Consider the following 21,214-nt stretch of genomic DNA (forward strand, 5'->3'; position numbering starts at 1 on the left):
GGATAAAAAATGGCTTCATATTCAATGGGCGATCTAAAAAAAGGGCTAAAGATCGAGATCGATGGCGTTCCTTATAAAATCGTAGAATATCAACACGTTAAACCGGGCAAAGGTGCAGCTTTTGTTCGTGCGAAAATCAAATCTTTTATCGACGGAAAAGTGCTTGAAAAAACTTTTCACGCAGGCGATAAATGCGAGCAACCACATCTTGAAGAAAAAGAGATGCAGTATCTTTATGATGATGGTGAATATTGTCAATTTATGGATACGGTTACTTATGAGCAAGTTGCTATTAGCGATGAGGATGTGGGTGATGTTAAAAAATGGATGATCGATGGCATGATGGTTGAAATTTTATTTCACAATGGCAATGCGATCGGCGTTGAAGTGCCACAAGTAGTTGAGCTAAAGATAGTTGAGACTCCACCAAATTTCAAGGGTGATACACAAGGCGGTAAAAAGCCAGCTACTCTTGAGAGTGGTGCGGTAGTTCAGATACCATTTCACGTACTTGAAGGCGAAGTTATCCGTGTGGATACTGTTCGCGGCGAGTATATCGAGCGTGCGAATAAATAATGCAGTTTAATCTTTCTTACTAAAACGTTTAGTAAGCCTAATGCTTAGCTAAAGTCACTATTTAAAAAGTATTGGCTTTAGCAAAAACTTCATTTCTACATTGTAAAATTTCAAACAGTGTTAGCTTAGAATACACAAAATTTTTATATTTTATAAAAATCCAAATATAGCCAAATATCAGCTCATAAAATCTTCAAAAATCAAAAAAATATATAAAATAATGAAAATTCTTAGCGAGATAAGCAAATGTTTTAACTATAAAATTTTATATTAGGATAGTAGAACCGTAAGTCAAAAATAGGGGAAAAACGAGACGGTTTCCCGTCTCGGTAGCTAGCATTAAGCCGACTTTTCTTTGAGATATTTGTTTATAAGAGTTGTGATCTCTTCACCGTGAGGAAATCTCGCTTCATCATTTCCGATACGATCTTTCTTAGAAAATATAACATCTCCATCAACCTCGACGATGAAATTTCCACCATCACCTACAACCTTTTCGACTCTTGCATCACTAAAGTTCGCTTTTATTTCATCTTCTACACGAGAAGCTACCGGACGATAGTTTCAAGAGTTGCAGTAAATAATTTTTACTTGCATGCTCTGTCCTTTCTTGTGAAATAAGCCAACATTATATAGAATTTTACTTAACAAATAAAACATATTATTGTAAAGGATAAATTTATGAAAAAAGTTGCTGTGATTTTAGCTGAAGGATTTGAGGAGATAGAAGCACTAACTTCTGTTGATGTTTTACGTAGAGCTGGAGCGATAGCTTCTATTGTTGGGCTAAATGACGTAAACATCAAAGGATGTCACAATATATGCGTAAAAGCCGACGTAACACTTCGTGAGATGAAAGAGCTAGACTATGATGCGATCGTCCTTCCTGGTGGACTTCCAGGAGCTAGCAATCTAGCAAACAATACAAGGCTCAAAGCAATTTTGCAAAATTTTGATAAAAGCAATAAGCTTATTTGTGCCATTTGTGCTGCTCCTATGGTGCTTGAGAGTGCTGGTGTGCTAAAAGATCATTTTGTTTGTTATCCAGGATTCGAAGAAAATGTAAGAAGCGACAAAAGAGGCTACGTGAGCGATAAAAACGTGCTAAAAGATCAAAACATCATCACAGGAAAGGGTCCTGCATTTTCAATGGAATTTGCACTTTTTATAGTTAAAAATTTACTTGGCGATGAAGCCTATCTTCAAGTAAAGAATAATTTACTTTATAAATAGCTTATAAAGATAAAATAGTTTTTTATTTAATTATTCTTTTTAAATTTAAGATTAGATTTTGTTTAGTGATAGTTATAGAAGCTCTATATATACGAGTTTGTAGCTTTTAAGAATATTTTTCAAAAAAATATAATAAATTTTTGATTTTTTACATCTTTTTGACGAAAATTAGCTATTATCACACTAACCGAATAAATCGGTAATTTTTTTAAGGAATACTCCTGTGAATATTTATGTAGGAAATTTGTCGTATAGGACGACAGAGGCAGAATTAAAGGAAGCCTTTGCACAATTTGGTGAAGTAAGGCGAGCAAAAATAGTAAAAGATAGAGAAACTGATCGCTCAAAAGGCTTTGGCTTTGTTGAAATGGACGATGCAAACGAGGGGCAAAAAGCCATAGACGCACTAAATGAAAAAGAACTAGGCGGACGTACTTTAAGGGTAAATGAGGCTAGACCAAGGGATTAATGACTATTTGCCACCAAATGGTGGCATAGCATCCCGCATAGCTCCTACTCCTAGTGGTTTTTTGCATGCTGGCAATGCTTATAACTTCATCCTAACTTATCTTTTGACACGTTCGGTAAATGGTATTTTGCACTTACGCATCGATGACTATGACCTTGGTAGATACCGGCAAGAATTTGTCCAAAATATCTTTGATGTTTTAGAGTTTTTAGGGCTTGAATACGATAAAGGTCCAATTAGCGTAAGTGACTTTGAGCGTAATTTTAGCTTCAAAATAAGAGCTAAAAGATACGAAGATGTACTTGAAAAACTAGATGAAATTTATATCTGCGAGTGTTCAAGAACCACAAAGAATGCCTATGAAAATGGCATTTACACTAAAATTTGTAAAAATAAAAATCTAAAATTTATAAAAGACAAGACCGCCATTAGGCTAAGCGTAGATGAGGGTGATCCTCTTGGTAAGCTTGTGGCAGAGCAAATGGGCGATTTTGTGATTTATAAAAAAGATTTTACGCCAGCTTACAACTTTGCAAGTGTGATAGATGATGAAGATATGGGTATAAATTTGGTTGTTAGAGGGGAAGATCTGCTGCCTTGTACGCTAGCTCAAAGATACATCGCAAAAAGGCTAAATTTTAACTTCTCAGAGGCTATCTTTATTCATCATAAGCTGCTTTTAAAAGACGGCAAAAAGCTATCTAAAAGCTCAAAATCACCACCGATTGATTTAAGCGTTAGCCCACAAATTTATTACAAGATACTGGCAAATGATCTTGGACTGGACATCAAATCTACAGATAAAATTTCAAATCTTCTTTACGAGTTTAAGCTTAAAAATATTGCAAAATTTTAGCATTTGACTTGGCTAAAAGAATTTATTTAAAACTCTTTTAGCCTATTGTTTGATGCTTAAATTTATAAATTTTTTGAAAAATTATCTAAGCTTTGTTTCGAAAAATGCACTAAAAAGCGAGTTTATGCCTTGCTTTGTAAATTTCTCCATTATCTTTTCGATCTGCGGTTTTTCTTGCCAAACTGGCTCATCTACGAGGCTCATTTTAGCTAGCTCGTTTTGAGCGTCTATGTAGCTACCAAGGCTGTCTATTAGCCCAATTTTTAGGGCATTGTGAGCCAAAAAAACCCTTGCGTTTGCCCACTCGTCTTTTTTCTTGATATCTAAATTTCTAGCCTCCACCACGTCGCTTACAAAGAGCGTGTAAGCGTCATTTACGAGCCCTTGCAAGCTCTCACGCTCCTGCTTGCTCCAGCTCCTCATAAAAGTGCCAGCCTCTTTAAACTCGCCAGCCTTCACCACCTGCTCGCTCACGCCTAAATTTTTGGCTAAATTTTCGATGTTTGCCCCTTGCATGATGACGCCAATGGAGCCTATGAAAGCGCCTGGGTTTGCTACGATAGTATCGGCATTTACGCCAGCGTAGTAGCTGCCACTTGCCATGTTGCCAGCAGCGTATGCGAGCACTTTTTTGCTCTCTTTTAGCCTCTTGACCGCCATGGCTAGCTCCACGCTAGGACTTAGCGCTCCTCCTGGGCTGTCGATGTAGAGTAGCACGCCTTTGATGTTGCTATCAAGCCTTGCCTTTTCTAATGCTTCTAAAATTTCGCTTGTGTCCATTATCGTGCCGGTGATGTCTATGCGGGCTAAATTTGGCTCTTTCATCTTGCCATCTGGTGCGAATATGAAAAATAAGATGAGTAAAAATATGAGCGCCTTAAAGTAGTTATTGATAAATTTAAAAATTCCCAAAAATCCTCTAAAAATAAGCCTTAAAATTTGCAAATTTTGCCTCCGATATATAGTTTTTTAGCTTCATTTGTATGAAGTATAAGCTGAAGTATTAACTCGCTATCATCGCACTCTAGGTCGTTATAGACTGCAAGATCAGCAGCAAGCTCGGCCTTTATCTCGCCGTTATTTGTCCTAAGTGCCTTTGCACCCCCATGCGTTGCAGCGACAAAAAGCCTGGTGGCAAGCTTGTTTAGATCAAGGCTCGTGTGGGTAAATAAAGCAGCTCTTAGCTCATGCCAGAAATTTAGTCTGATGTTTGAGCTAAGGCCGTCTGTGCCGATGTTTAGACTTACATTGTTTTTGAAAATTTCTTTTAAATTTAGCGCCTTTTTACCAAGCAGTCTGTTTGAAACGGCGCAGTGTGTTACGCTGTGATGAGGCCTAAATTTAGCAAAATCGCTCACATAAACGCAGTGCGTAAATAGTGTATTTATCTCACGAAACATCTCAAAGTAGCTCTTGTCGTCATACATCGGCTTTGGATCTGGGCTAAACCTTAAAAGATGTTTTTTAAACCCTCCAGTGCCACACTCCAACCACTGCTTTTCAGCCTTGCTCTCTAAAAAGTGTGTGCTTACAAGCAAGTCCTCTTTTTTAGCGATCTCAAGGGCTGCTTTGGCGAGTCTTGGGTGCACAGAGTAGGGCGAATGTAGTGAGATGGCTGGTGCGAAATTTTGGTTTTTGTAGCTCTTTGTTTTTTCAAATTTTGCTAAGAAATTTTGCAAATTTTGCTGAGCCATCTGCTCGTTTGAGCCTAAAATTTCACTAAAAAGCACGACTTTTAAAGGGCTGCTGGCTAAAATTTCAAGCTCCGAGCCAAAGCTAGAGATCTCGCCAATGGTACAAACTCCGCTTTTTAGCAGCGAATTTATGGCTTCATTCATCGCTTTTTTAGCGTCCATTCTAGCTAGCTCGCCACCTTTATCGATGATAGAGCCAAGCCATTTTATAAAATCACCATATTTTAGTGTGCTAACGTTTGAGCTAAATTCTAAATGAACGTGTGTATTTACGAACGCTGGGGCTATCACGCTGTCACCGAAGTCGCAAATTTTCGCCTCTTTAAATTTTTTTTGTGCCTCTTTTTCGCTTAAAATTTCTAAAATTTTATCATTATCAATGACAACACAAGATTTTCTTAAAATTTTTGGATTTTCTCCGCCAGTGATGATCTTTTTTGCTTTTAGAATTTCCATTTTTGGCCTTAAATTTTTGTTATTGTAGCGAAAATTTAGGAACGAAAATGTATAATTTAGGCTATTTAATCAAAAAGGAGTGACATGGATAAAAAGCTAAAAATAATGGTTATCCAAGGCCCAAATATCAACATGCTTGGCGCTAGAGAGCCAGGAATTTATGGCGTTATGAAGATGGAGGATATCCACTCTCAAATGAAGATCGTTGCCGATCAAAATGACGTTGAGATCGAGTTTTTTCAAAGCAACCTTGAGGGCGAGCTAGTCGATAAGATCCAAGAGTGCTTGGGCGATGCTGACGGCATCATCATGAACCCAGCCGCTTACACTCACACCTCTATCGCTATCCGTGACGCGCTAAGTGCGGTTGCGCTGCCAGTTATCGAGGTGCATATCAGCAACGTTTATAGAAGAGAAGAGTTCCGCCACAAAAGCCTCATCGCACCAGTTGCAGCAGGCCAGATCGTGGGCTTTGGACCAGTTGGCTATCATTTGGCGATGATAGGCATGCTTCAAATTTTTGAGCAAATCAAAGCAGTAAGAGCAAATCAAAAAGCACAATGAATTTCATCTTAAAGGACGAAAATGCCGTATTTTACGAGTGCGGTTATAGCTGCGATAATGAGTTTTTGCTATGCCTTGATGGCGTAAAATACTTTTTCACGGACGCGAGGTATTATTTCGAGGCAAAAAGCTGCGTAAATGCAGGCGTGGTCGTTCTTTTAGCACAGAGAAATTTAATAAGCGAGGTTAGGGCATTTTTAAGAAAAATGAAGCCAAGCAGCCTTGTTTTTAACCCTGATGAGCTAAGTCTAAGCGAGTTTAACGCGCTTAGCAAGGGATTTAAGATAAATTTCAAGCCAAAGGCAAATTTCTCTAGACTAAAGAGAATTTGCAAAAGTGAAGATGAGATAAAAATTTTAAAAAAAGCTAGTGAATTTGGAGCTAAATGCTTTGATGAATTTGCTAAATTTGTGCGTGAAAATGGCGAAGGGATGAGCGAAAAAGAGCTTCATTTTAACGCCTCACTCATCTTTAGGCAAAAAAATGAGCTAGGTCTTAGCTTTGATCCGATCGTGGCGATAAATGAAAATGCCGCAAAGGCACATGCGCTGCCTGGGGATAAAATTTTAAAAAAGGGCGATTTGCTACTACTTGATGCTGGGGTTAAATTTAAGCGATACTGCTCTGATCGCACCAGAACTGCTTGCTTTGATGAAAATTTTAACTTCTCAAAGGAGCAAAAATTTAAAAACGCCAAAATGCAAGAAATTTACGAGATCGTAAAAGAGGCTCAGGCTGCTGCTATAAAGGTCGCAAGGGCTGGAGTTAGGGCGTGCGAGATAGACCTTGCAGCAAGAAGCGTGATAGCAAAAGCTGGATATGAAAAGGCCTTTTTTCACTCGACAGGGCACGGCGTGGGTGTTGATATACACGAGCTTCCAGTCATCTCAGCAAGGAGCGAAACGCTCATAAAAGAGGGCATGGTCTTTAGTATAGAGCCTGGAATTTATCTAGAAAATGAATTTGGCGTGCGCATTGAGGACGTGGTGGTTGCAAGAGAAGGTGGGTGTGAGATTTTATGAGGCTAGCTGGAGCAAGAAAGATCATAAAAAGCCGTTTTTGCCCTAGCTCTTTTCATAAAAGAGATGAGTTTAAATATGAGGCGCTAGTTGGTATGGGTGGTAACATCGGCGATAGCGCAAAGAGGTTTGATAGATTTATAAGAGCGATTACAAGTGATAGCAGGTTTCACGTAGTTGAAGTCTCGCCGATCCTTATAAATGCGGCGTTTGGTTATGAAGCGCAGGATGACTTTAGTAACGCTGTTATAAATTTACAAACATCTATGAGCCCTAGAGAAACTCTAAAAATTTTGGGGCACTATGAGAGTAAATTTAAGCGTATCAGGACATTTAAAAATGCACCACGTACGCTTGATCTGGATATTTTGTATTTTAGTAAGAAGGTCTATAAGACGCCGCGCCTTATCGTGCCACATCCTGGGGCTGATAAGAGGCTTAGCGTGATCGTGCCACTAGGGCTTATGAGAGGTTAAAAGGATATAAATGGCTACAAAATTTCATACTTTTACAGGCGAGAGCACTATTGAAGCTTTGAAAAAGGCTCAAGAAACGTGCGGCGAGAAGGCCATACTAGTTACTACAAAACAGATTCAAGCCAAAACGATAAACAAAAAGCCGCTTTATGAAATTTTAGTAAGCGTTGAAGAGGACGACGTAAAGCAGCCCACAAAACCAAATACAAAAGCCATAAACTACGAAAATGCCTACTCTAAATTTAACAAAAACTATGAACCTGCTAAGCCAAAATTTGAGATAAAAGAAGAGCCAGCTAAATTTGAGGCAAAGACAGCGTCACCCGAGCCTTATGATCCAAACGAGAGCGTGCTTTTAAATATCTCAGCTGCTGCAAAAGAGATAAGCACGATCGCAAATGTAAATATCGATGATGTTAAAGATAAAGAGTCGAGCATACCAAATGGTATGAATAAAAAAATAGACGATGTGGCAAAGCAAGTAAGCGTGCTAAGCGAGAAAATAGGGCTCATAACTGACATGATCTGGGACGAAAAAGCCCCAAATCGCAATAATCTTTCGATCCCGCCAGAATTTGCTAGCATCTATAAGCTCGCAAAGCAAAGCGGTATGAAAGAAGAGCATTTAGAGGCGATCATGCAAACTACGCTTGAAAATTTGCCAGTCTCGATGAAGAGCAATCCAACCGCAGTAAAAAGATATTTTTACTCGCTTTTGCGAAATATGCTACCTTGCAGAAAAGAGCCAAGCGATAAAAAACAACGTATCATGATGCTAGTTGGCCCAACTGGAGTTGGTAAGACTACGACTCTTGCAAAGCTAGCTGCTCGTTTTGCTTACGGCAATGAAAAACGCTATAAAACAGGTATCATCACGCTTGATACATATCGTATCGGAGCGGTTGAGCAGCTATTTCAATACGCTAAAATGATGAAGCTGCCTATTCTCGATGTTATTGAGATAGATGACTTTCAAAATGCTATAAAGCAGCTTAATTATTGTGATGTGATACTTATTGATACGACTGGAAATTCGCAGTATGACAAAGAAAAGCTTGAAAGGCTTGATAAATTTTTAAAGCATAGCGGTGCAAAGATTGATGTAAATTTGGTCCTTTCGGCTGGCTCAAAGGTTGAAGATCTAATAGAAATTTATAATGGGTTTTCATTTTTGGATATTGATACGCTGATAATCACCAAATTTGATGAGACAAAAATTTTTGGTAATGTCTTTTCGCTGATATATGAGACAAATACGCCGGTTAGCTACTTTAGCGTAGGCCAAGAGGTGCCTGATGATCTTGTGGAGGCAAAGAGCGAATTTTTAGTAGAGTGTGTGTTTGACGGCTTTACAAAGCAAAAGGCTAGCGATGAATAATCAAGCGCAAAAATTACAAAATTTAGTCCAGTCTCAAAGCAAGAGCAAAAATACGCATTTTATTGCGATAACTAGTGGTAAGGGCGGTGTTGGTAAGAGTACGATAAGTGCAAATTTAGCAAATGTTTTATCAAAAAATGGCTACAAAGTAGGGCTATTTGACGCTGATATCGGCCTTGCAAACCTTGATGTCATCTTAAATGTAAAAATGGGTAAAAATTTACTTCACGTGCTAAAAGGTGAGTGCAGCCTAAAAGATATCTTGATACCTATAAATAAAAATTTGATCCTCATTCCTGGCGAGAGCGGCGATGAAATTTTAAAATTTAACAATCAATTTTTATTTGAGAGGTTTTTGGATGAGGCGAGCGAGCTTGATGAGCTTGATTTTTTGATCATTGACACCGGAGCTGGCATAGGCGGTAGCACACAGCTATTTTTAGAAGCGGCCGATGAGGTCGTGGTGGTAACTGTGCCTGATCCTGCGGCGATAACCGATGCGTACGCTGTCATAAAGATCGTCTCAAGGTTTAAAAATAGTGAGCTTTTGCTTTTAAATATGGTAAAAAATGAAGCAGAAGCGACTAGAATTTATGAAAATATCAAACGCGTTGCTAATGCAAATATCGGGCCTAGCTTAAATTTAGAGCTTATAGGATTTGTGGCTTCTGATAAGAATGTTTCAAGAAGTATAAAACAACGAACGCTTTTTACAGACGACGCTGCTTATGCTGAGCCTAGCGCTCAGATAAAACAGATAGCTTCGAATTTACTTTATAGGTTGGAACGAAAAGTGCTTAACGATGAGCAAAGCAGGAGCTTTGGGGGCTTCTTTAAGCGTTTGATAGAACAATTTTAATGGAGATTGAGCTTTGCGTGCAGAAAATTTTATAGCATTTTTTACGGTTTGTGGCTTTTTTGTAGGTATAGTTTTTACCTTGCTAAAGGTGAGTGAGCCTATCGAAATGCTTGTTTATACACTAGTTATTACTTTGTTTTTTTATCTTATAATTCACATTGTTATCATGAACTACATCGATGTAAAAAGGGCTTTAACTAAAATTTTTGATAAACAAAAACACGAAGAGATCGCAGACTATCTCATCTCAGAGCTAAATACTAGAGAAAAGCGTATGGAAAATATAATGGTAAAAATGACTGCTGAAAATTTTGATTCTGGTAAACGAAATGCACGAGTTAAAGCAAAAGCAGCTTAACGCTTATAAAAACACGATAAAAAAGGAACAAGACGAAATCGTCTTAAAATATATGCCAGCACTGCGTGCAATGGCGTTTAGGCTTAAAGAGAGGCTACCATCAAGTATAGATACAAATGACCTAATAAGCATTGGTGTTGAAGAGATGATAAAGCTTAGCAGGAAGTATGACAAGGAGCAAAATGACTCTTTTTGGGGATATGGCAAAAAGAGAATTTATGGCTCTATGCTTGATTATCTAAGGACGCTTGATGTTGTTAGCAGAAGCGATAGAAAGCTAGTAAAGAGCATAAATAGCGAGATAGATAACTACTTTAATGAATTTGAAGAAGAGCCAAGCGATGAGTATTTGGCCGAAAAGCTTAATGAAGATATTGAGAAGATAAGAGAGGCAAGAGGCGTTAGCGGTATCATTACTATTTTGCCAATAGACGAGCAAATGGAGCTAATTGGTCAAAATGATGTCGAGAAAAGCATTGAGAGAGAGGATCTCATTTTAAAAATAGAAGAGGCTTTAAAAGATTTTGACGAAAGAGATCAGATGTTGGTTCAGCTTTATTATTATGAAGAGCTAAATTTAAAAGAGATAAGCCAGATCATGAATATCAGCGAGAGTAGAATTTCACAAATTCATAAACGTTTGCTTGATCGTATCAGGCGTAGCTTGGGGGTTTAATGGCTGATATTTTAAGTCAAGAAGAGATAGACGCGCTACTTGAAGTTGTTGATGAAGACGGCGATACGAGTAATATCGAGGTCGAAGAGAGATCGCAAGGCGAACAAAAACAGATTATTATTTATGACTTTAAGCGTCCAAACCGCGTTAGTAAAGAGCAACTCCGTGCGATAAAAGGTATCCATGATAAGCTTGCTAGAAATTTGGCTAGTCAAATTTCTAGTGTTATGAGAAGTATCGTCGAGATCAGACTTCACAGTGTTGATCAGATGACTTATGGCGAATTTTTGATGAGTTTGCCAAGTCCAACTAGTTTCAACGTCTTTTCTATAAAGCCACTTGATGGAAACTGTGTTTTGGAGATAAATCCAAGCATTGCTTTTCCGATGATAGATCGTTTGCTTGGCGGAACTGGTGAAAATTTTGAGGCAAATAGAGAGCTAACCGATATTGAAGTAAATTTGCTTGATGCGGTGCTTAGAATGATCATGCAGCGTCTAAAAGAGAGCTGGTCAATGATAACTGATATGTACCCAAATGTGGAAGCTAAAGAAAGCAGTCCAAATGTCGTACAGATCGTCTCTCAAAACGAGATCGTCATCATGGTCGTTATGGAGATCATAGTTGGTGGCTCAAGCGGTATGATAAATTTATGCTATCCGGTTATCTACCTAGAACCGATACTCTCACGCCTTGCAAACAGGGACATTATGCTTGGTGAAACGAGTGCAAAAAAAAGTAGAAACAAAGAGCTAAAAACACTTATCGGACGAGCAGAAATTTTATATGAAGCTATACTTGGCAAATCGATCATTAGTGTAAATGAGTTTTTAAATTTAAAAGAAGGCGATATTTTAAGGCTTGATAGAGGAGCTGATGACAAGGCAATCGTTTGTATCGATAAAAAAGAAGTTTTCTTAGCTGAGGTTGGGCTTCATAGATTTAGAAAATCTATAAGGATTGAACAGTTAATACGCTCTGATAAAGATGAGATCAAAAATATCTTAGAAAAATACGAAGAAGAGCGAAAAGCAAAGCTAATGGCGTATGAAGCTAATGAGCGCAAAATGGAAGAAGAAGAGGACGACGAAGATGATGAATGATTTTTTTAATATATTTTCTAACGAATTAAAAGCTACTATCGAAGGACTTACGGGCAGAGCTCCAGAGGTTGGTGAAAGAAATGAATTTGATGCACCAACGCAAAATGGCATAAAACCGCCAGTAGTGATGGCCAATATCTCTTTAAGTGGCGATATCAATGCTAAAACAGAGATAGTATGCACTCCGGTTTTAATAAGTGCCATTAGCGAATGGATGATGGGCGAAGAGGAAATTTCAAAGAATGAAAATTTAGGCAGTGATGAGCTTGACGCTGCAAAAGAGATATTTTCAAACCTTTTTAGTGCTTTTAGCACGTCCTTGGGCGCTCAAAAGGGTATGCCAAAGATAAATTTTGAAGTAATAAATGTAAATTTTTTAGATGAAAATTCTTCGCTTGATTTTAGTGTTTATGAAAAGTTATTTTTATTTAATGTCAAAATCGAAGATTTAAGCGAGCATATCGGTTTTGCTTGCGATCATTCGTTGATGAAATTTTTTGAGCCAACAAAGACCGAAGCACCAGCTGCACCAGCAAGCACCCCTCACGTAGCTAAGGGCGATTTTAGCGCTGAAGAGATGAGAAATATCGGTCTTATAATGGATGTTAGGCTACCTATTCGTGTTCGTATCGGCTCAAAAAGAATGCTCTTAAAAGATGTGCTTACCATGGATATTGGCTCAGTTATTGAGCTAAATCAATTAGCAAACGATCCACTAGAAATTTTGATCGGCGATAAGGTAATAGCCCTTGGCGAAGTTGTAATAATCGATGGAAACTTTGGCATCCAGATCACTCAGATAGGCTCAAAACGCGAGAGGCTTCAACAGTTAAAATAATGAATAATGAATTAGTTAGTGATCTTTTAAATTTTCCAAACGTCTTAAAATATAAAAATAAAAATGTTACCTTCTTTGGCTCGGCTAGATTTGATGAAGAAAATTTCTACTGCAAAAAGGCTTATGAACTAGCTTATAAGCTAAACGAGCTGGGATATGCCATCTTAACTGGTGGCGGAGACGGCATAATGAGAGCCGCAAACAAGGGCGCATTTGATAGCGCAAAGTCTCCAAGTGTCGCACTAAATGTGAGACTTCCGTTTGAACAAAATACAAACCCTTACGTTACGGCAAAATATCTCTTTTCAAATTTAAGCCCAAGAAAGTTTGCACTCACCGATCGTTCAGTCGCATTTGTCGTCTTTCCGGGTGGCTTTGGCACTCTTGATGAACTTTTTGAAATTTTAGTACTTGCTCAAGTTGGTAGTAAAAAAGTAAAAATTTTTCTTTTTGGGAGTGAATTTTGGCAAGGGCTTGATGAGTTTATAAAAAATACGCTAGTTAGCCAAAAAACAATAAAAAAAGAAGATATAAATTTATACAAAATCACCGATGATTTAGAGCTTATCGCAAACGAAATTTTGGCTATTTAAAAATAAGATATAAAATATCCCCTTTTAAATTTCAAAGAGGTAAAAAATATGAAAGTAATGGTCGCAATGAGCGGTGGTGTAGATAGCACTATGACGGCTAAATTTCTGCAAGAAGCTGGTCATGAAGTGCAAGGTTGCTATATGATGCTACATCAAAAGCCAGGATATCACGAAGAAAATATCAGAAAAGTAAAAAAAGTAGGCGAGTATCTTGGCATAAAAGTGCATATTTTGGATCTGCAGGATAAATTTAACGAGTTTGTCTATGATCCTTTTGTGAAGCTCTATAAAGAGGGCAAGACGCCAAATCCTTGTGCTTTGTGCAATAAATTTATAAAGCTTGGTGCACTGCTTGATTTTGCAAAGGCAAATGGCTGTGAGAAGCTTGCTACTGGGCATTATGTGCAAGTTATTGATGGATTTATCACATGTGCAAAAGATCCTAGCAAGGATCAAAGCTACTTTTTAGCTCAAGTGCCAAAAGAGATATTAAAAGATGTTATTTTCCCGCTTGGGGATAAATTTAAAAAAGATATAAAAGAGCTTGCAAGAAGTGTAAAAGTGCTTGAAGAATTTGCTACGCAGGCAGAAAGTAGTGAAATTTGCTTTGTGGAAGATACCTATATCGAAGTTTTAAATAAGCATTACAATACAAATTTACCAGGAAATGTGGTTGATAAAGACGGCAAAATAATCGGCCGTCATCAAGGCTATATGCACTATACTATCGGTAAACGCCGTGGTTTTGAGGTTTTTGGCGCCCATGAGCCACATTTTGTTATAAAGATAAATGCCGATAAAAATGAGATCGTCGTAGGAACAAAAGATGACTTGGCTCAAAAGGTAGTCGAGCTTGAAAACGTAAATTTGTTTATAGATAAAGATAAATTTGAGTGCGAAACTAAGATAAGATATAGAAGCCCTAAACTTGATGCTTTTGTTGAGGTTGATAAAGAGAATAAAACAGCGAGATTAACGCTAAATCAAAATGCACTTGGTGTGGCACAAGGCCAGCTTTGTGTTATGTATGACGGCGATAAGGTTATTGCAAGTGGATTTATAAAAGGCTAGTTTTAGCCTTTTATAAAAATTTATTGGGCTCTGTGTGATTTTTTATAAATTAAGCTAAAATTTATTGACAAAACATATCTTTTCGTCTATAATACGAGCTCTTTTCAAGTGTTCCGGATTAGCTCAGCGGTAGAGTAGGTGACTGTTAATCACTTGGTCGCTGGTTCGAACCCAGCATCCGGAGCCATTCTTCTTCAAAAATCATTTTAGAACCCTGATTTTAACGATGTTTCAAGAACTTTAAGTTTTCTTAGTTTTATAAAATTTGTTCCCTATTTGTTCCCGAAATTTTTTAATATTCCAATTTCTCGCCATGTTTTCTAAGTCAACCTAAGATGCTTTATTTTTGTTTTTAAAAACAAGAAAACAATTTTTTACTCTCGACTACTCTAAAATACTCTAAGGAACCATAGGGTATTAAAAATTTTTCAAAAACTATCCAAAAACTACTCAAAATAGCAAAAGTAAATGAAAAGTTGCCGTAATTAGTTATGTAAGAACTAAGCAAAAGGAGAAAAATAATATGCTTAATGAACTATATAACGACGTAGAGTACAAAACACTTTCTCAAGCATGTAGCTGGTCGGTACAAAGGACAAGCGGTGCTAAACAAGCAACAAACGGCAAAACTTCTTAGTATCGGCGTATCCACTCTTGATCTTCGTATATCGCGGGGCAGGGATATTCCTCGCTACATTAAAATGGGCGACGCGGAAAATTCTCGTATAGCGTTTGCGATTACTGATATCGCTGCATACATCTTTCAAAAACGAATCAAGACATGTTCTTGATTCTTAAGAAGGAGTAAGTAAATGAATGCCCTTCAAATCGACGGACACAACCTAGTTCTTTGCGTGAGAAGCGAATTCTTGACGCTCAAAAAGTCTATTATAAGGTATGAGCACAATGTTAGAGAGGTTAAGCACGCCTCTAAGATCGGATATCTTAGAGGTAACAGCCGCAATAATAGATACATAGTGCTTAGCGAGTATAACAACAACGGCCACATGCGAGAGATACCTAGTAGTGATAGGGAATTTAGCGACAGAAAGTATGTAAAAGCACTCTTGAAAAAATACCACGAAAATATGAAAGCCGACTACGAAGCCCAAACTAAAATTGATAAAAACGGCAAGGCGGTAAAGAATCGTTGGCGTGAAAATATGGTCGAATTTTCAGAGATAGTTATTAGCTTTGGTACTCAAAGGCCAAAAGAACCCAAAGAAGGTTTAAGCCAAACCGAGACAAATTTTATCAACGCCCAAGTCTCGCTTGATAGAGTCCTTAAATTTGCGAGATCATACTGTGCAAAATACGGCGTAAAGTGTTTATTGATTAGCGAGCGCAACGACGAAAAGACTAAACATTATCAGCTTATTTTTACGAATTATCTCTTTAAAGAACATAGAAATTTAAGATTCGACGGAAAAGGAAATACGAGTAAATTCGGTAGAAGCATGCAAGAAATGGGCGGTATAGTATTTGACGGCATCGCTCTAAGAGGCAAAATCGGCAGTAAGGCAAGACATAAAAATCTAAAGCAAATGCACCTAGACGAAAAAGAGTTTAACGACAAGCAAGAGCTAAAAAATTAAAGGCTCAATTAAACTTAAGCGGATTCTCTCTTATCAATTTTAATAGTTTTTGATAAGTTTTCCTGTGTAGTTTTAGTATTATATCTAAATTCGCACTCTTTAAGACGAAGCAAGAAATTCTCTTTCTTAATGCCTTTAAATTTAGATAATCTATGTTTGGCATATCCTCAAAAGTTTTCTATACCGTTGATATGATTTTTACTATTTGCTAATTCATTTTTAGAGTGCTTCACTCTATAATGCGCTTTGGCTCCGTAATCAACCAAGCCATCATAAGCCTTCCAACGATCAGAGTAAATAACGCTCTCGTCCAGATCGCTAAACCCCGATAATATCGATATTAGTTCATTAGCAGAACAGTTTTTAACTATTTGGGTATAGACCTTACCGTCGCGCTTTAACATTTCGAACACCGATGTTTTATTTGCCGTGCCTCTGCCTCTTTTCTCAAAGAGAGCGCAAGCGCAAGACCTCTTACTCTCTTGGCTCCAAAGTAGCTTTCGTCAATCTCTATCTCGCCTGAAAACTTAAATATCTTCTCACGCTCTTTAGATATAAGAATTCTTATTTCTCTAAAGATTTTACATAGGGTTGCTTCTGAAATTTTAGTTAAATTCGATATCTTTGATGCTTCTATATCTTCTGCGAAGTACTTTAGAATTTCTCTAAATTTCTTCTCTGAAATTCGGGAACGGATTATATATTTGTTTTTCATCGAACTCATCGTAACTTAATGCTCCTTTGCGTGAGTTTAAGTTAAAGGGAGCCAAAAATTATAAAGAAAAAATGCCGAAAGAACACACTCTTTTAGCAGTATTTTCTTTGCCTTCGGATGTCTTTCATCCCGGCTCTTCTTCAGTAGCGTGTTGTATGGTTTTTGAATTGGGTGTTAGGTATTCTTACACCCATAAAACATTTTTTGGATATTATAAAGATGATGCTTTTCAAAAAAGAAAAAAAATAGGTAGAGTAGAGAAGGCTGAGGGCTCGTGGGCTGAAACGGAGAAAGAATGGCTTAATCTTTATCGTAACAAAATTGAAAAAGACGAAATCCCTGTTTTAAAAACAATAAATGCAAATGACGAATGGTTGGCTGAAGCATATATGAAAACAAACTATTCTAGTATATCAATAAAGAATTTTGAAAAAACCGTAAGAGAATATGCGTCTTTCGTCGTAAAATTAGGAAAAGCAAATCTGAGCAATACTGCACCTAAGATGCAAAAAATAAATAAAAATTTAAATATTTCTAATTGGAAGTATTTTAAATCGGGAACTTTATTTAAAATTGAATCAACAAAAGGAGATAATACTAATAATTTAATAGAGGGGGGGCGTTGCGTATATAGCCGCAAAAAAAGAATCAAACGGATACGAATTTATGTGGTCGCTTAATGATAATAAAGAATACATTTCGAGGGGCAATTGTATTATTCATACAACTTGAGCAAGGAAGCGCAGGCTACTCGCTGTATCAAGGATATAATTTTATCGGAATGAGTGGAAAGACTTTCTGTGGATACAGTGAACGCCTAAATAAATATAATGGATTGTTTTTAACCACTATATTAGACTTAGAAAGAAATAAATTTTCATACGGTAGAAGTTGGACAGGCGATAGGCTCCTAAAAACAAACATTTTGTTGCCAGCCATAAAAATAAACGAAACCGATTTTGAGCCAGATTGGGATTTTATGGAAAATTACATAAAAACACTAAAATTTGCGAACATTATTTAGATTTAATAAAAAAATGAATTTGTGCGGATACTACATAATGCCGAAAAATATCGGAGCCGAAAGAAGAAGCAAAAGTTAAAGACGAAACGATAGAAAATTTACAGGATAAGTTAACTATATTAGAAAACTTTAAAACTAAGGTTATTAGTTTTATCTCAAAAATAAGCAATTTAATACCGAATTTTAGTAAACTGTTGAATGATGAGCCTACGGAGATAAAAAATGAGATAAAAGGCAAGTATAGTAGGGATAGGATGGAGATATAATCAAGTTATCGGCAGCGAGAAATCTTTAATAGATTTTTATAGAGTGGTACCGGTAGGACAAATTTTACCAAAATAACCAATATGTGATTTTACTTTCAAAATACGACTTTAAAGGCAAATTTAGCCAAAAGAGTAATATGCTAAATTTGCATATTACTTAAATAATTCTTAAAAAAATATACTAATTTTAAAACTAAATTTATATTTGCCATTATATAATAATCTTATAAATTTCAGTAATACCAGAAAGGAGCGAAAATGGAAGAGATAGTAAAGACCACCTGTCCATATTGCGGTACGGGCTGCGGCATCGATCTTATCGTGCGAAACGGTAGAATCGTAGACGCCAAACCTAGCAAAGACCACCACGTAAACGACGGCGAGCTTTGCTTAAAAGGAATGTTCGGATGGGAGTTCGTAAACTCTCCTAAACGCTTAAGCCGTCCGATGATGAGAAAGCTAAACGGCGTCTACGACAAGCACGGCGAGCTTGAAGAAGTGAGTTTTGAGGAGGTTTATGATTTCCTCGCGGATAAATTTAAATCCACCGTCGCAAAATACGGCCCAAGCTCGATCATGGGCTTTAGCTCTGCGCGCTCAAATAACGAAGACAACTACGTTTTCCAGAAATTTTTCCGAGCTCAGGGTAGCAACAACGTCGATCACTGCGCTCGTCTTTGACACGCTCCTACAGTGGCAGGTCTTGCCAGCACGCTAGGAAACGGAACGATGACGAACGATTTAGTAGAATTTGCGACCGACACGGAAGTATTTTTACTCATCGGTACCAACACGAGCGAGTGCCATCCGATCATCGCTATGCAGATGCAGCGCGGGCTTCAGCGCGGCGCGAAGATGATCGTCGTGGACCCAAAGCGCACCGATATGGCCAAAAAAGCCGATATCTATCTGCAAATCCCAATCGGAGCGAATATCAAAACGCTAAACACGATGATGCACGTCATAATCGCCGAAAATTTGCAAGATAGCGAATTTATCGAGAAATACTCCGAGGGATTTGAATATCTAAAAGAAGCGGTTAAGGACTTTACCCCTGAGCGTTTCGAGCGCGAAACCGGTATAAAAAAAGAGCTCATCATAGAGGCAGCTAGAATGTATGCTAAAGCAGGCGCGGCGGCGATTTGCTACACGATGGGTATAACGCAGTTTAGCGACGGTACCTCAAACGTATTTTCGCTATCAAATTTAGCCGTTTTAACTGGAAATTTGGGCAAAAAAGGCGCTGGCGTAAATCCACTGCGCGGTCAAAACAACGTCCAGGGCGCATGCGACATGGGTGCGCTGCCTAACGTCATCCCGGCAGGCGCCGTAAATAGCCCTTACGCGCAGGAGCAAGCGCGCAAAGTATGGCACTTTGAGCTAAATCCGGTTCCGGGCTTTAAGCTAACGCAAGCGCCGGATAAAATGGATAGCGGCGAGCTAAAAGTCCTCTATGTCTACGGCGAAAACCCCGTAATGAGCGACCCTTGGACCGAGCACTTCGTCCACGCCGTCCATCATCTAGACTGCTTTATCGTGCAAGATTTGTTTTTCACAGAGAGCGCACACAAGGCCGACGTGGTGCTACCTGCAGCAGGCTGGGGAGAAAAGGATGGAACGTTTATAAACACCTCTCGCCGCGTCCAGCGAACGCGCAAAGCTAGCGAGCCCGTTAGCGGCGTGGAGCCTGACTGGAAAGTCGTTTGCAACATCGCAAACCGCATGGGGCTAGAGGGATTTGATTTTGCTAGCCCTGAGCAAATTTGGAACGAACTAAGAGAGCTCATGCCTAAATTTTTCGGCGGTATTAGCTACTATAGACTAGGCAAGCTAGGCGGTATCAGCTGGCCGTGCCCTGACGAGGAACACCCTGGCACGCCCGTGCTTTACGCAGATCACAAGTCCATGCTGCCTGGCGGTAAATTCCGCTTCGCGCCGGTACTTTACGTAGAGGATAAAAATGAACGCGCAAAAGCAGAAGCCGAATTTAGAGCTAAGATGAATATCCCGGACGGCTATCCGGTCGGTAGCGGCGCGCTTAGCGAGGTGCCCGACGAGGTCTATCCGTGCTTATTTACGACCGGACGCAAGGTATTTCACTACCACACGGGTACGATGACTAGAGAGTGTCCTGCTCTAGAATACGGTGCTGGCGTAGAAGGCGCGCTCATCGAGGTAAGCCCGGATATCGCTCGCGAGAGGGAGCTAGAGGAAGGCTGCTACGCGCTCGTGCAAAACAAACGCGGCCAGATCGCGGCCAAGCTTCGCGTAAATCCGGATCTAAAAGAGGGCACGATATTTACGACCTTCCACTACAGCGAGGCCGACGGTAACGAGCTAGCAAACGCCGGCGATCCCGATCCGCTCTCAGGCATCACGCCGCTAAAGATGACGATAGCAAATATCAGGCGTCTAAGCGAAGAGGAATTTATCAAATTTAGAGAGCAAAACGAGATGTCGATGCACTCGGCAAATCCTTATTTGTCGCCTGTTAGAGCGTAAATTTAGGGCGGGAGACCGCCCTTTTCTACTTAAATTTATCCACTTTTATTTTAAATTTACCAGCATTCAAATTTGACGAAATATCGCGTAAAAATTTAATAAAGCTAAAGAAGTGTGAGTCAAATTTGACGAACTATCTATGTAAAATTTAGTGAAGCTAAAGAAGCGCGAGTTAAATTTGACGCAGCCAAACCGCGTCAAATTTGATGAGATTACTCGCTCCCGCAATCTCGGTGAGAGCGAGCTAAATTTTAAGATTTTATCTTAAGCCTATCGCCAGCATAGTAGGCGAGCTTCCAGGTCGGAGTTTGCTTTAGGTCTTTAAAGCCGTAGCCGCGAGCCTTAACCCTATCACCGTAGATTTTCTCTATCATTGTAGATTCTCCTACCAGCAGCGCCTTTGTCGAGCACATAGCCGCACAAACTGGTACTTTACCTTCGGAAATTCTGTTTTGGCCATACTCTTCACGCTCTAGCTCGCTATTTGTAGGCTCTGGACCACCTGCACACATCGTACATTTATCCATAACGCCTCTTGCGCCAAATACACCATCTTTAGGGAATTGTGGTGCGCCGAACGGACACGCGTATAGGCAGTATCCGCAGCCGATGCAGATATCTTTGTCGTGTAGTACTACGCCGTCGGCTCTGATATAAAAACAATCGACCGGGCAAACCAGCGAGCACGGCGCATCCTCGCAGTGCATGCAAGCTATCGATGTCGATATTTCCTTGCCGGGTACGCCTTCGTTTAGCGTGATGACGCGGCGGCGGCGGATGCCAAGAGGCAGCTCGTGAGCCTCGTCGCAAGCTACCGCACAGCCGTTACAGTCGATGCATCTATCGTCGTCGCAGTAAAATTTAAGTCTATTGTTATCGTTAAATTCGCTCAT

24 protein-coding genes, 1 tRNA gene and 1 pseudogene are annotated in these 21,214 nt (G+C 39.0%); 21 read left to right on the plus strand and 5 right to left on the minus strand.

The window, feature by feature from the left end:
• Nucleotides 1–9: 9 nt before the first annotated feature.
• Complete coding sequence (gene efp / locus B9N62_RS05255) at nucleotides 10–576, plus strand: elongation factor P (protein ID WP_021090997.1); 567 nt, start codon at nucleotides 10–12, stop codon at nucleotides 574–576.
• A gap of 339 nt (nucleotides 577–915) precedes the next feature.
• Here the strand turns inward: efp and B9N62_RS05260 are convergent, their stop codons facing one another.
• Complete coding sequence (locus tag B9N62_RS05260) at nucleotides 916–1,173, minus strand: SelT/SelW/SelH family (seleno)protein (RefSeq protein ID WP_257640185.1); 258 nt, start codon at nucleotides 1,171–1,173, stop codon at nucleotides 916–918.
• An 84-nt stretch (nucleotides 1,174–1,257) separates the two neighbouring features.
• Here B9N62_RS05260 and B9N62_RS05265 point away from each other — a divergent pair, with 84 nt between their 5' ends.
• The 3 genes from B9N62_RS05265 to B9N62_RS05275 all read left to right on the plus strand — a co-directional run bounded on the left by B9N62_RS05265 (nucleotide 1,258) and on the right by B9N62_RS05275 (nucleotide 3,134).
• Nucleotides 1,258–1,809, plus strand: coding sequence for a DJ-1 family glyoxalase III (locus B9N62_RS05265; protein ID WP_087584681.1), 552 nt, complete (start codon nucleotides 1,258–1,260; stop codon nucleotides 1,807–1,809).
• 223 nt (nucleotides 1,810–2,032) lie between these two features.
• Nucleotides 2,033–2,278, plus strand: coding sequence for an RNA recognition motif domain-containing protein (locus B9N62_RS05270; protein WP_009294719.1), 246 nt, complete (start codon nucleotides 2,033–2,035; stop codon nucleotides 2,276–2,278).
• Nucleotides 2,256–3,134, plus strand: coding sequence for a glutamate--tRNA ligase family protein (locus B9N62_RS05275; RefSeq protein WP_087584682.1), 879 nt, complete (start codon nucleotides 2,256–2,258; stop codon nucleotides 3,132–3,134). Before B9N62_RS05270 ends, B9N62_RS05275 begins: the two co-directional genes overlap by 23 nt.
• An 81-nt stretch (nucleotides 3,135–3,215) precedes the next feature.
• Here the strand turns inward: B9N62_RS05275 and sppA are convergent, their stop codons facing one another.
• On the minus strand, nucleotides 3,216–4,079 hold the full coding sequence (gene sppA / locus B9N62_RS05280) for a signal peptide peptidase SppA (RefSeq protein WP_087584683.1): 864 nt from the start codon (nucleotides 4,077–4,079) through the stop codon (nucleotides 3,216–3,218).
• On the minus strand, nucleotides 4,067–5,284 hold the full coding sequence (gene mqnF / locus B9N62_RS05285) for an aminofutalosine deaminase family hydrolase (protein ID WP_087584684.1): 1,218 nt from the start codon (nucleotides 5,282–5,284) through the stop codon (nucleotides 4,067–4,069). Before mqnF ends, sppA begins: the two co-directional genes overlap by 13 nt.
• Nucleotides 5,285–5,368: 84 nt before the next feature.
• Between mqnF and aroQ the strand changes: the two genes are divergently transcribed.
• The 14 genes from aroQ to B9N62_RS05355 all read left to right on the plus strand — a co-directional run bounded on the left by aroQ (nucleotide 5,369) and on the right by B9N62_RS05355 (nucleotide 15,814).
• Nucleotides 5,369–5,848 (plus strand): type II 3-dehydroquinate dehydratase, encoded by a 480-nt coding sequence (gene aroQ, locus B9N62_RS05290; protein WP_087584685.1) that lies wholly within the window; start codon nucleotides 5,369–5,371, stop codon nucleotides 5,846–5,848.
• Nucleotides 5,845–6,870 carry a M24 family metallopeptidase gene (locus B9N62_RS05295; RefSeq protein WP_087584686.1) on the plus strand — a complete coding sequence of 342 codons (1,026 nt, stop codon included), beginning with the start codon at nucleotides 5,845–5,847 and terminating at the stop codon, nucleotides 6,868–6,870. The genes aroQ and B9N62_RS05295 overlap by 4 nt, the downstream gene beginning before the upstream one ends.
• Nucleotides 6,867–7,343: a 2-amino-4-hydroxy-6-hydroxymethyldihydropteridine diphosphokinase gene (gene folK, locus B9N62_RS05300; protein WP_087584687.1), complete on the plus strand. Its 477-nt coding sequence runs from the start codon at nucleotides 6,867–6,869 to the stop codon at nucleotides 7,341–7,343. Before B9N62_RS05295 ends, folK begins: the two co-directional genes overlap by 4 nt.
• Nucleotides 7,344–7,353: 10 nt before the next feature.
• On the plus strand, nucleotides 7,354–8,721 hold the full coding sequence (flhF, locus tag B9N62_RS05305) for a flagellar biosynthesis protein FlhF (RefSeq protein WP_087584688.1): 1,368 nt from the start codon (nucleotides 7,354–7,356) through the stop codon (nucleotides 8,719–8,721).
• Nucleotides 8,714–9,580, plus strand: a complete 867-nt coding sequence (locus B9N62_RS05310) for a P-loop NTPase (protein ID WP_021090665.1) — start codon at nucleotides 8,714–8,716, stop codon at nucleotides 9,578–9,580. Before flhF ends, B9N62_RS05310 begins: the two co-directional genes overlap by 8 nt.
• Nucleotides 9,581–9,593: 13 nt before the next feature.
• On the plus strand, nucleotides 9,594–9,938 hold the full coding sequence (locus B9N62_RS05315; protein ID WP_021090750.1) for a hypothetical protein: 345 nt from the start codon (nucleotides 9,594–9,596) through the stop codon (nucleotides 9,936–9,938).
• Nucleotides 9,910–10,614, plus strand: coding sequence for an RNA polymerase sigma factor FliA (locus B9N62_RS05320; RefSeq protein WP_021090868.1), 705 nt, complete (start codon nucleotides 9,910–9,912; stop codon nucleotides 10,612–10,614). The genes B9N62_RS05315 and B9N62_RS05320 overlap by 29 nt, the downstream gene beginning before the upstream one ends.
• Entirely contained in the window at nucleotides 10,614–11,717 is a 1,104-nt protein-coding gene (gene fliM, locus B9N62_RS05325) for a flagellar motor switch protein FliM (protein WP_054196277.1), read from the plus strand. Before B9N62_RS05320 ends, fliM begins: the two co-directional genes overlap by 1 nt.
• On the plus strand, nucleotides 11,707–12,555 hold the full coding sequence (gene fliY, locus B9N62_RS05330) for a flagellar motor switch protein FliY (RefSeq protein WP_072594737.1): 849 nt from the start codon (nucleotides 11,707–11,709) through the stop codon (nucleotides 12,553–12,555). Before fliM ends, fliY begins: the two co-directional genes overlap by 11 nt.
• Complete coding sequence (locus tag B9N62_RS05335; protein ID WP_087584689.1) at nucleotides 12,555–13,148, plus strand: LOG family protein; 594 nt, start codon at nucleotides 12,555–12,557, stop codon at nucleotides 13,146–13,148. The genes fliY and B9N62_RS05335 overlap by 1 nt, the downstream gene beginning before the upstream one ends.
• Nucleotides 13,149–13,196: 48 nt before the next feature.
• A complete protein-coding gene (mnmA, locus tag B9N62_RS05340) occupies nucleotides 13,197–14,219 on the plus strand; it encodes a tRNA 2-thiouridine(34) synthase MnmA (RefSeq protein ID WP_087584690.1) in 1,023 nt (340 codons plus the stop codon).
• A 112-nt stretch (nucleotides 14,220–14,331) separates the two neighbouring features.
• Nucleotides 14,332–14,406 (plus strand) — tRNA-Asn (locus tag B9N62_RS05345).
• Between the two features lie 415 nt (nucleotides 14,407–14,821).
• Entirely contained in the window at nucleotides 14,822–15,010 is a 189-nt protein-coding gene (locus tag B9N62_RS05350; protein ID WP_087584691.1) for a helix-turn-helix transcriptional regulator, read from the plus strand.
• Between the two features lie 21 nt (nucleotides 15,011–15,031).
• Nucleotides 15,032–15,814: a hypothetical protein gene (locus B9N62_RS05355; RefSeq protein WP_257640186.1), complete on the plus strand. Its 783-nt coding sequence runs from the start codon at nucleotides 15,032–15,034 to the stop codon at nucleotides 15,812–15,814.
• 4 nt (nucleotides 15,815–15,818) lie between these two features.
• Here the strand turns inward: B9N62_RS05355 and B9N62_RS05360 are convergent.
• A pseudogene (locus B9N62_RS05360) lies at nucleotides 15,819–16,538 on the minus strand (IS1595 family transposase).
• 62 nt (nucleotides 16,539–16,600) lie between these two features.
• On the opposite strand from B9N62_RS05360, the gene B9N62_RS05365 reads away from it, so the two are divergent.
• The 3 genes from B9N62_RS05365 (at nucleotide 16,601) to B9N62_RS11030 (ending at nucleotide 20,321) form a co-directional block, all read left to right on the plus strand.
• The gene (locus tag B9N62_RS05365; protein WP_087584692.1) at nucleotides 16,601–17,209 is read left to right on the plus strand and encodes a hypothetical protein; all 609 of its coding nucleotides are present in this window, start codon (nucleotides 16,601–16,603) and stop codon (nucleotides 17,207–17,209) included.
• Entirely contained in the window at nucleotides 17,209–17,553 is a 345-nt protein-coding gene (locus B9N62_RS05370; protein ID WP_087584693.1) for a hypothetical protein, read from the plus strand. Before B9N62_RS05365 ends, B9N62_RS05370 begins: the two co-directional genes overlap by 1 nt.
• A gap of 524 nt (nucleotides 17,554–18,077) precedes the next feature.
• Nucleotides 18,078–20,321: a molybdopterin oxidoreductase family protein gene (locus B9N62_RS11030; RefSeq protein WP_374188109.1), complete on the plus strand. Its 2,244-nt coding sequence runs from the start codon at nucleotides 18,078–18,080 to the stop codon at nucleotides 20,319–20,321.
• Between the two features lie 251 nt (nucleotides 20,322–20,572).
• Here B9N62_RS11030 and fdh3B read toward each other — a convergent pair whose 3' ends face one another.
• The gene (fdh3B, locus tag B9N62_RS05385; protein ID WP_087584695.1) at nucleotides 20,573–21,214 is read right to left on the minus strand and encodes a formate dehydrogenase FDH3 subunit beta; all 642 of its coding nucleotides are present in this window, start codon (nucleotides 21,212–21,214) and stop codon (nucleotides 20,573–20,575) included.

This window comes from Campylobacter concisus (genome assembly GCF_002165785.1).
GTDB classification, from domain to species: domain Bacteria; phylum Campylobacterota; class Campylobacteria; order Campylobacterales; family Campylobacteraceae; genus Campylobacter_A; species Campylobacter_A concisus_W.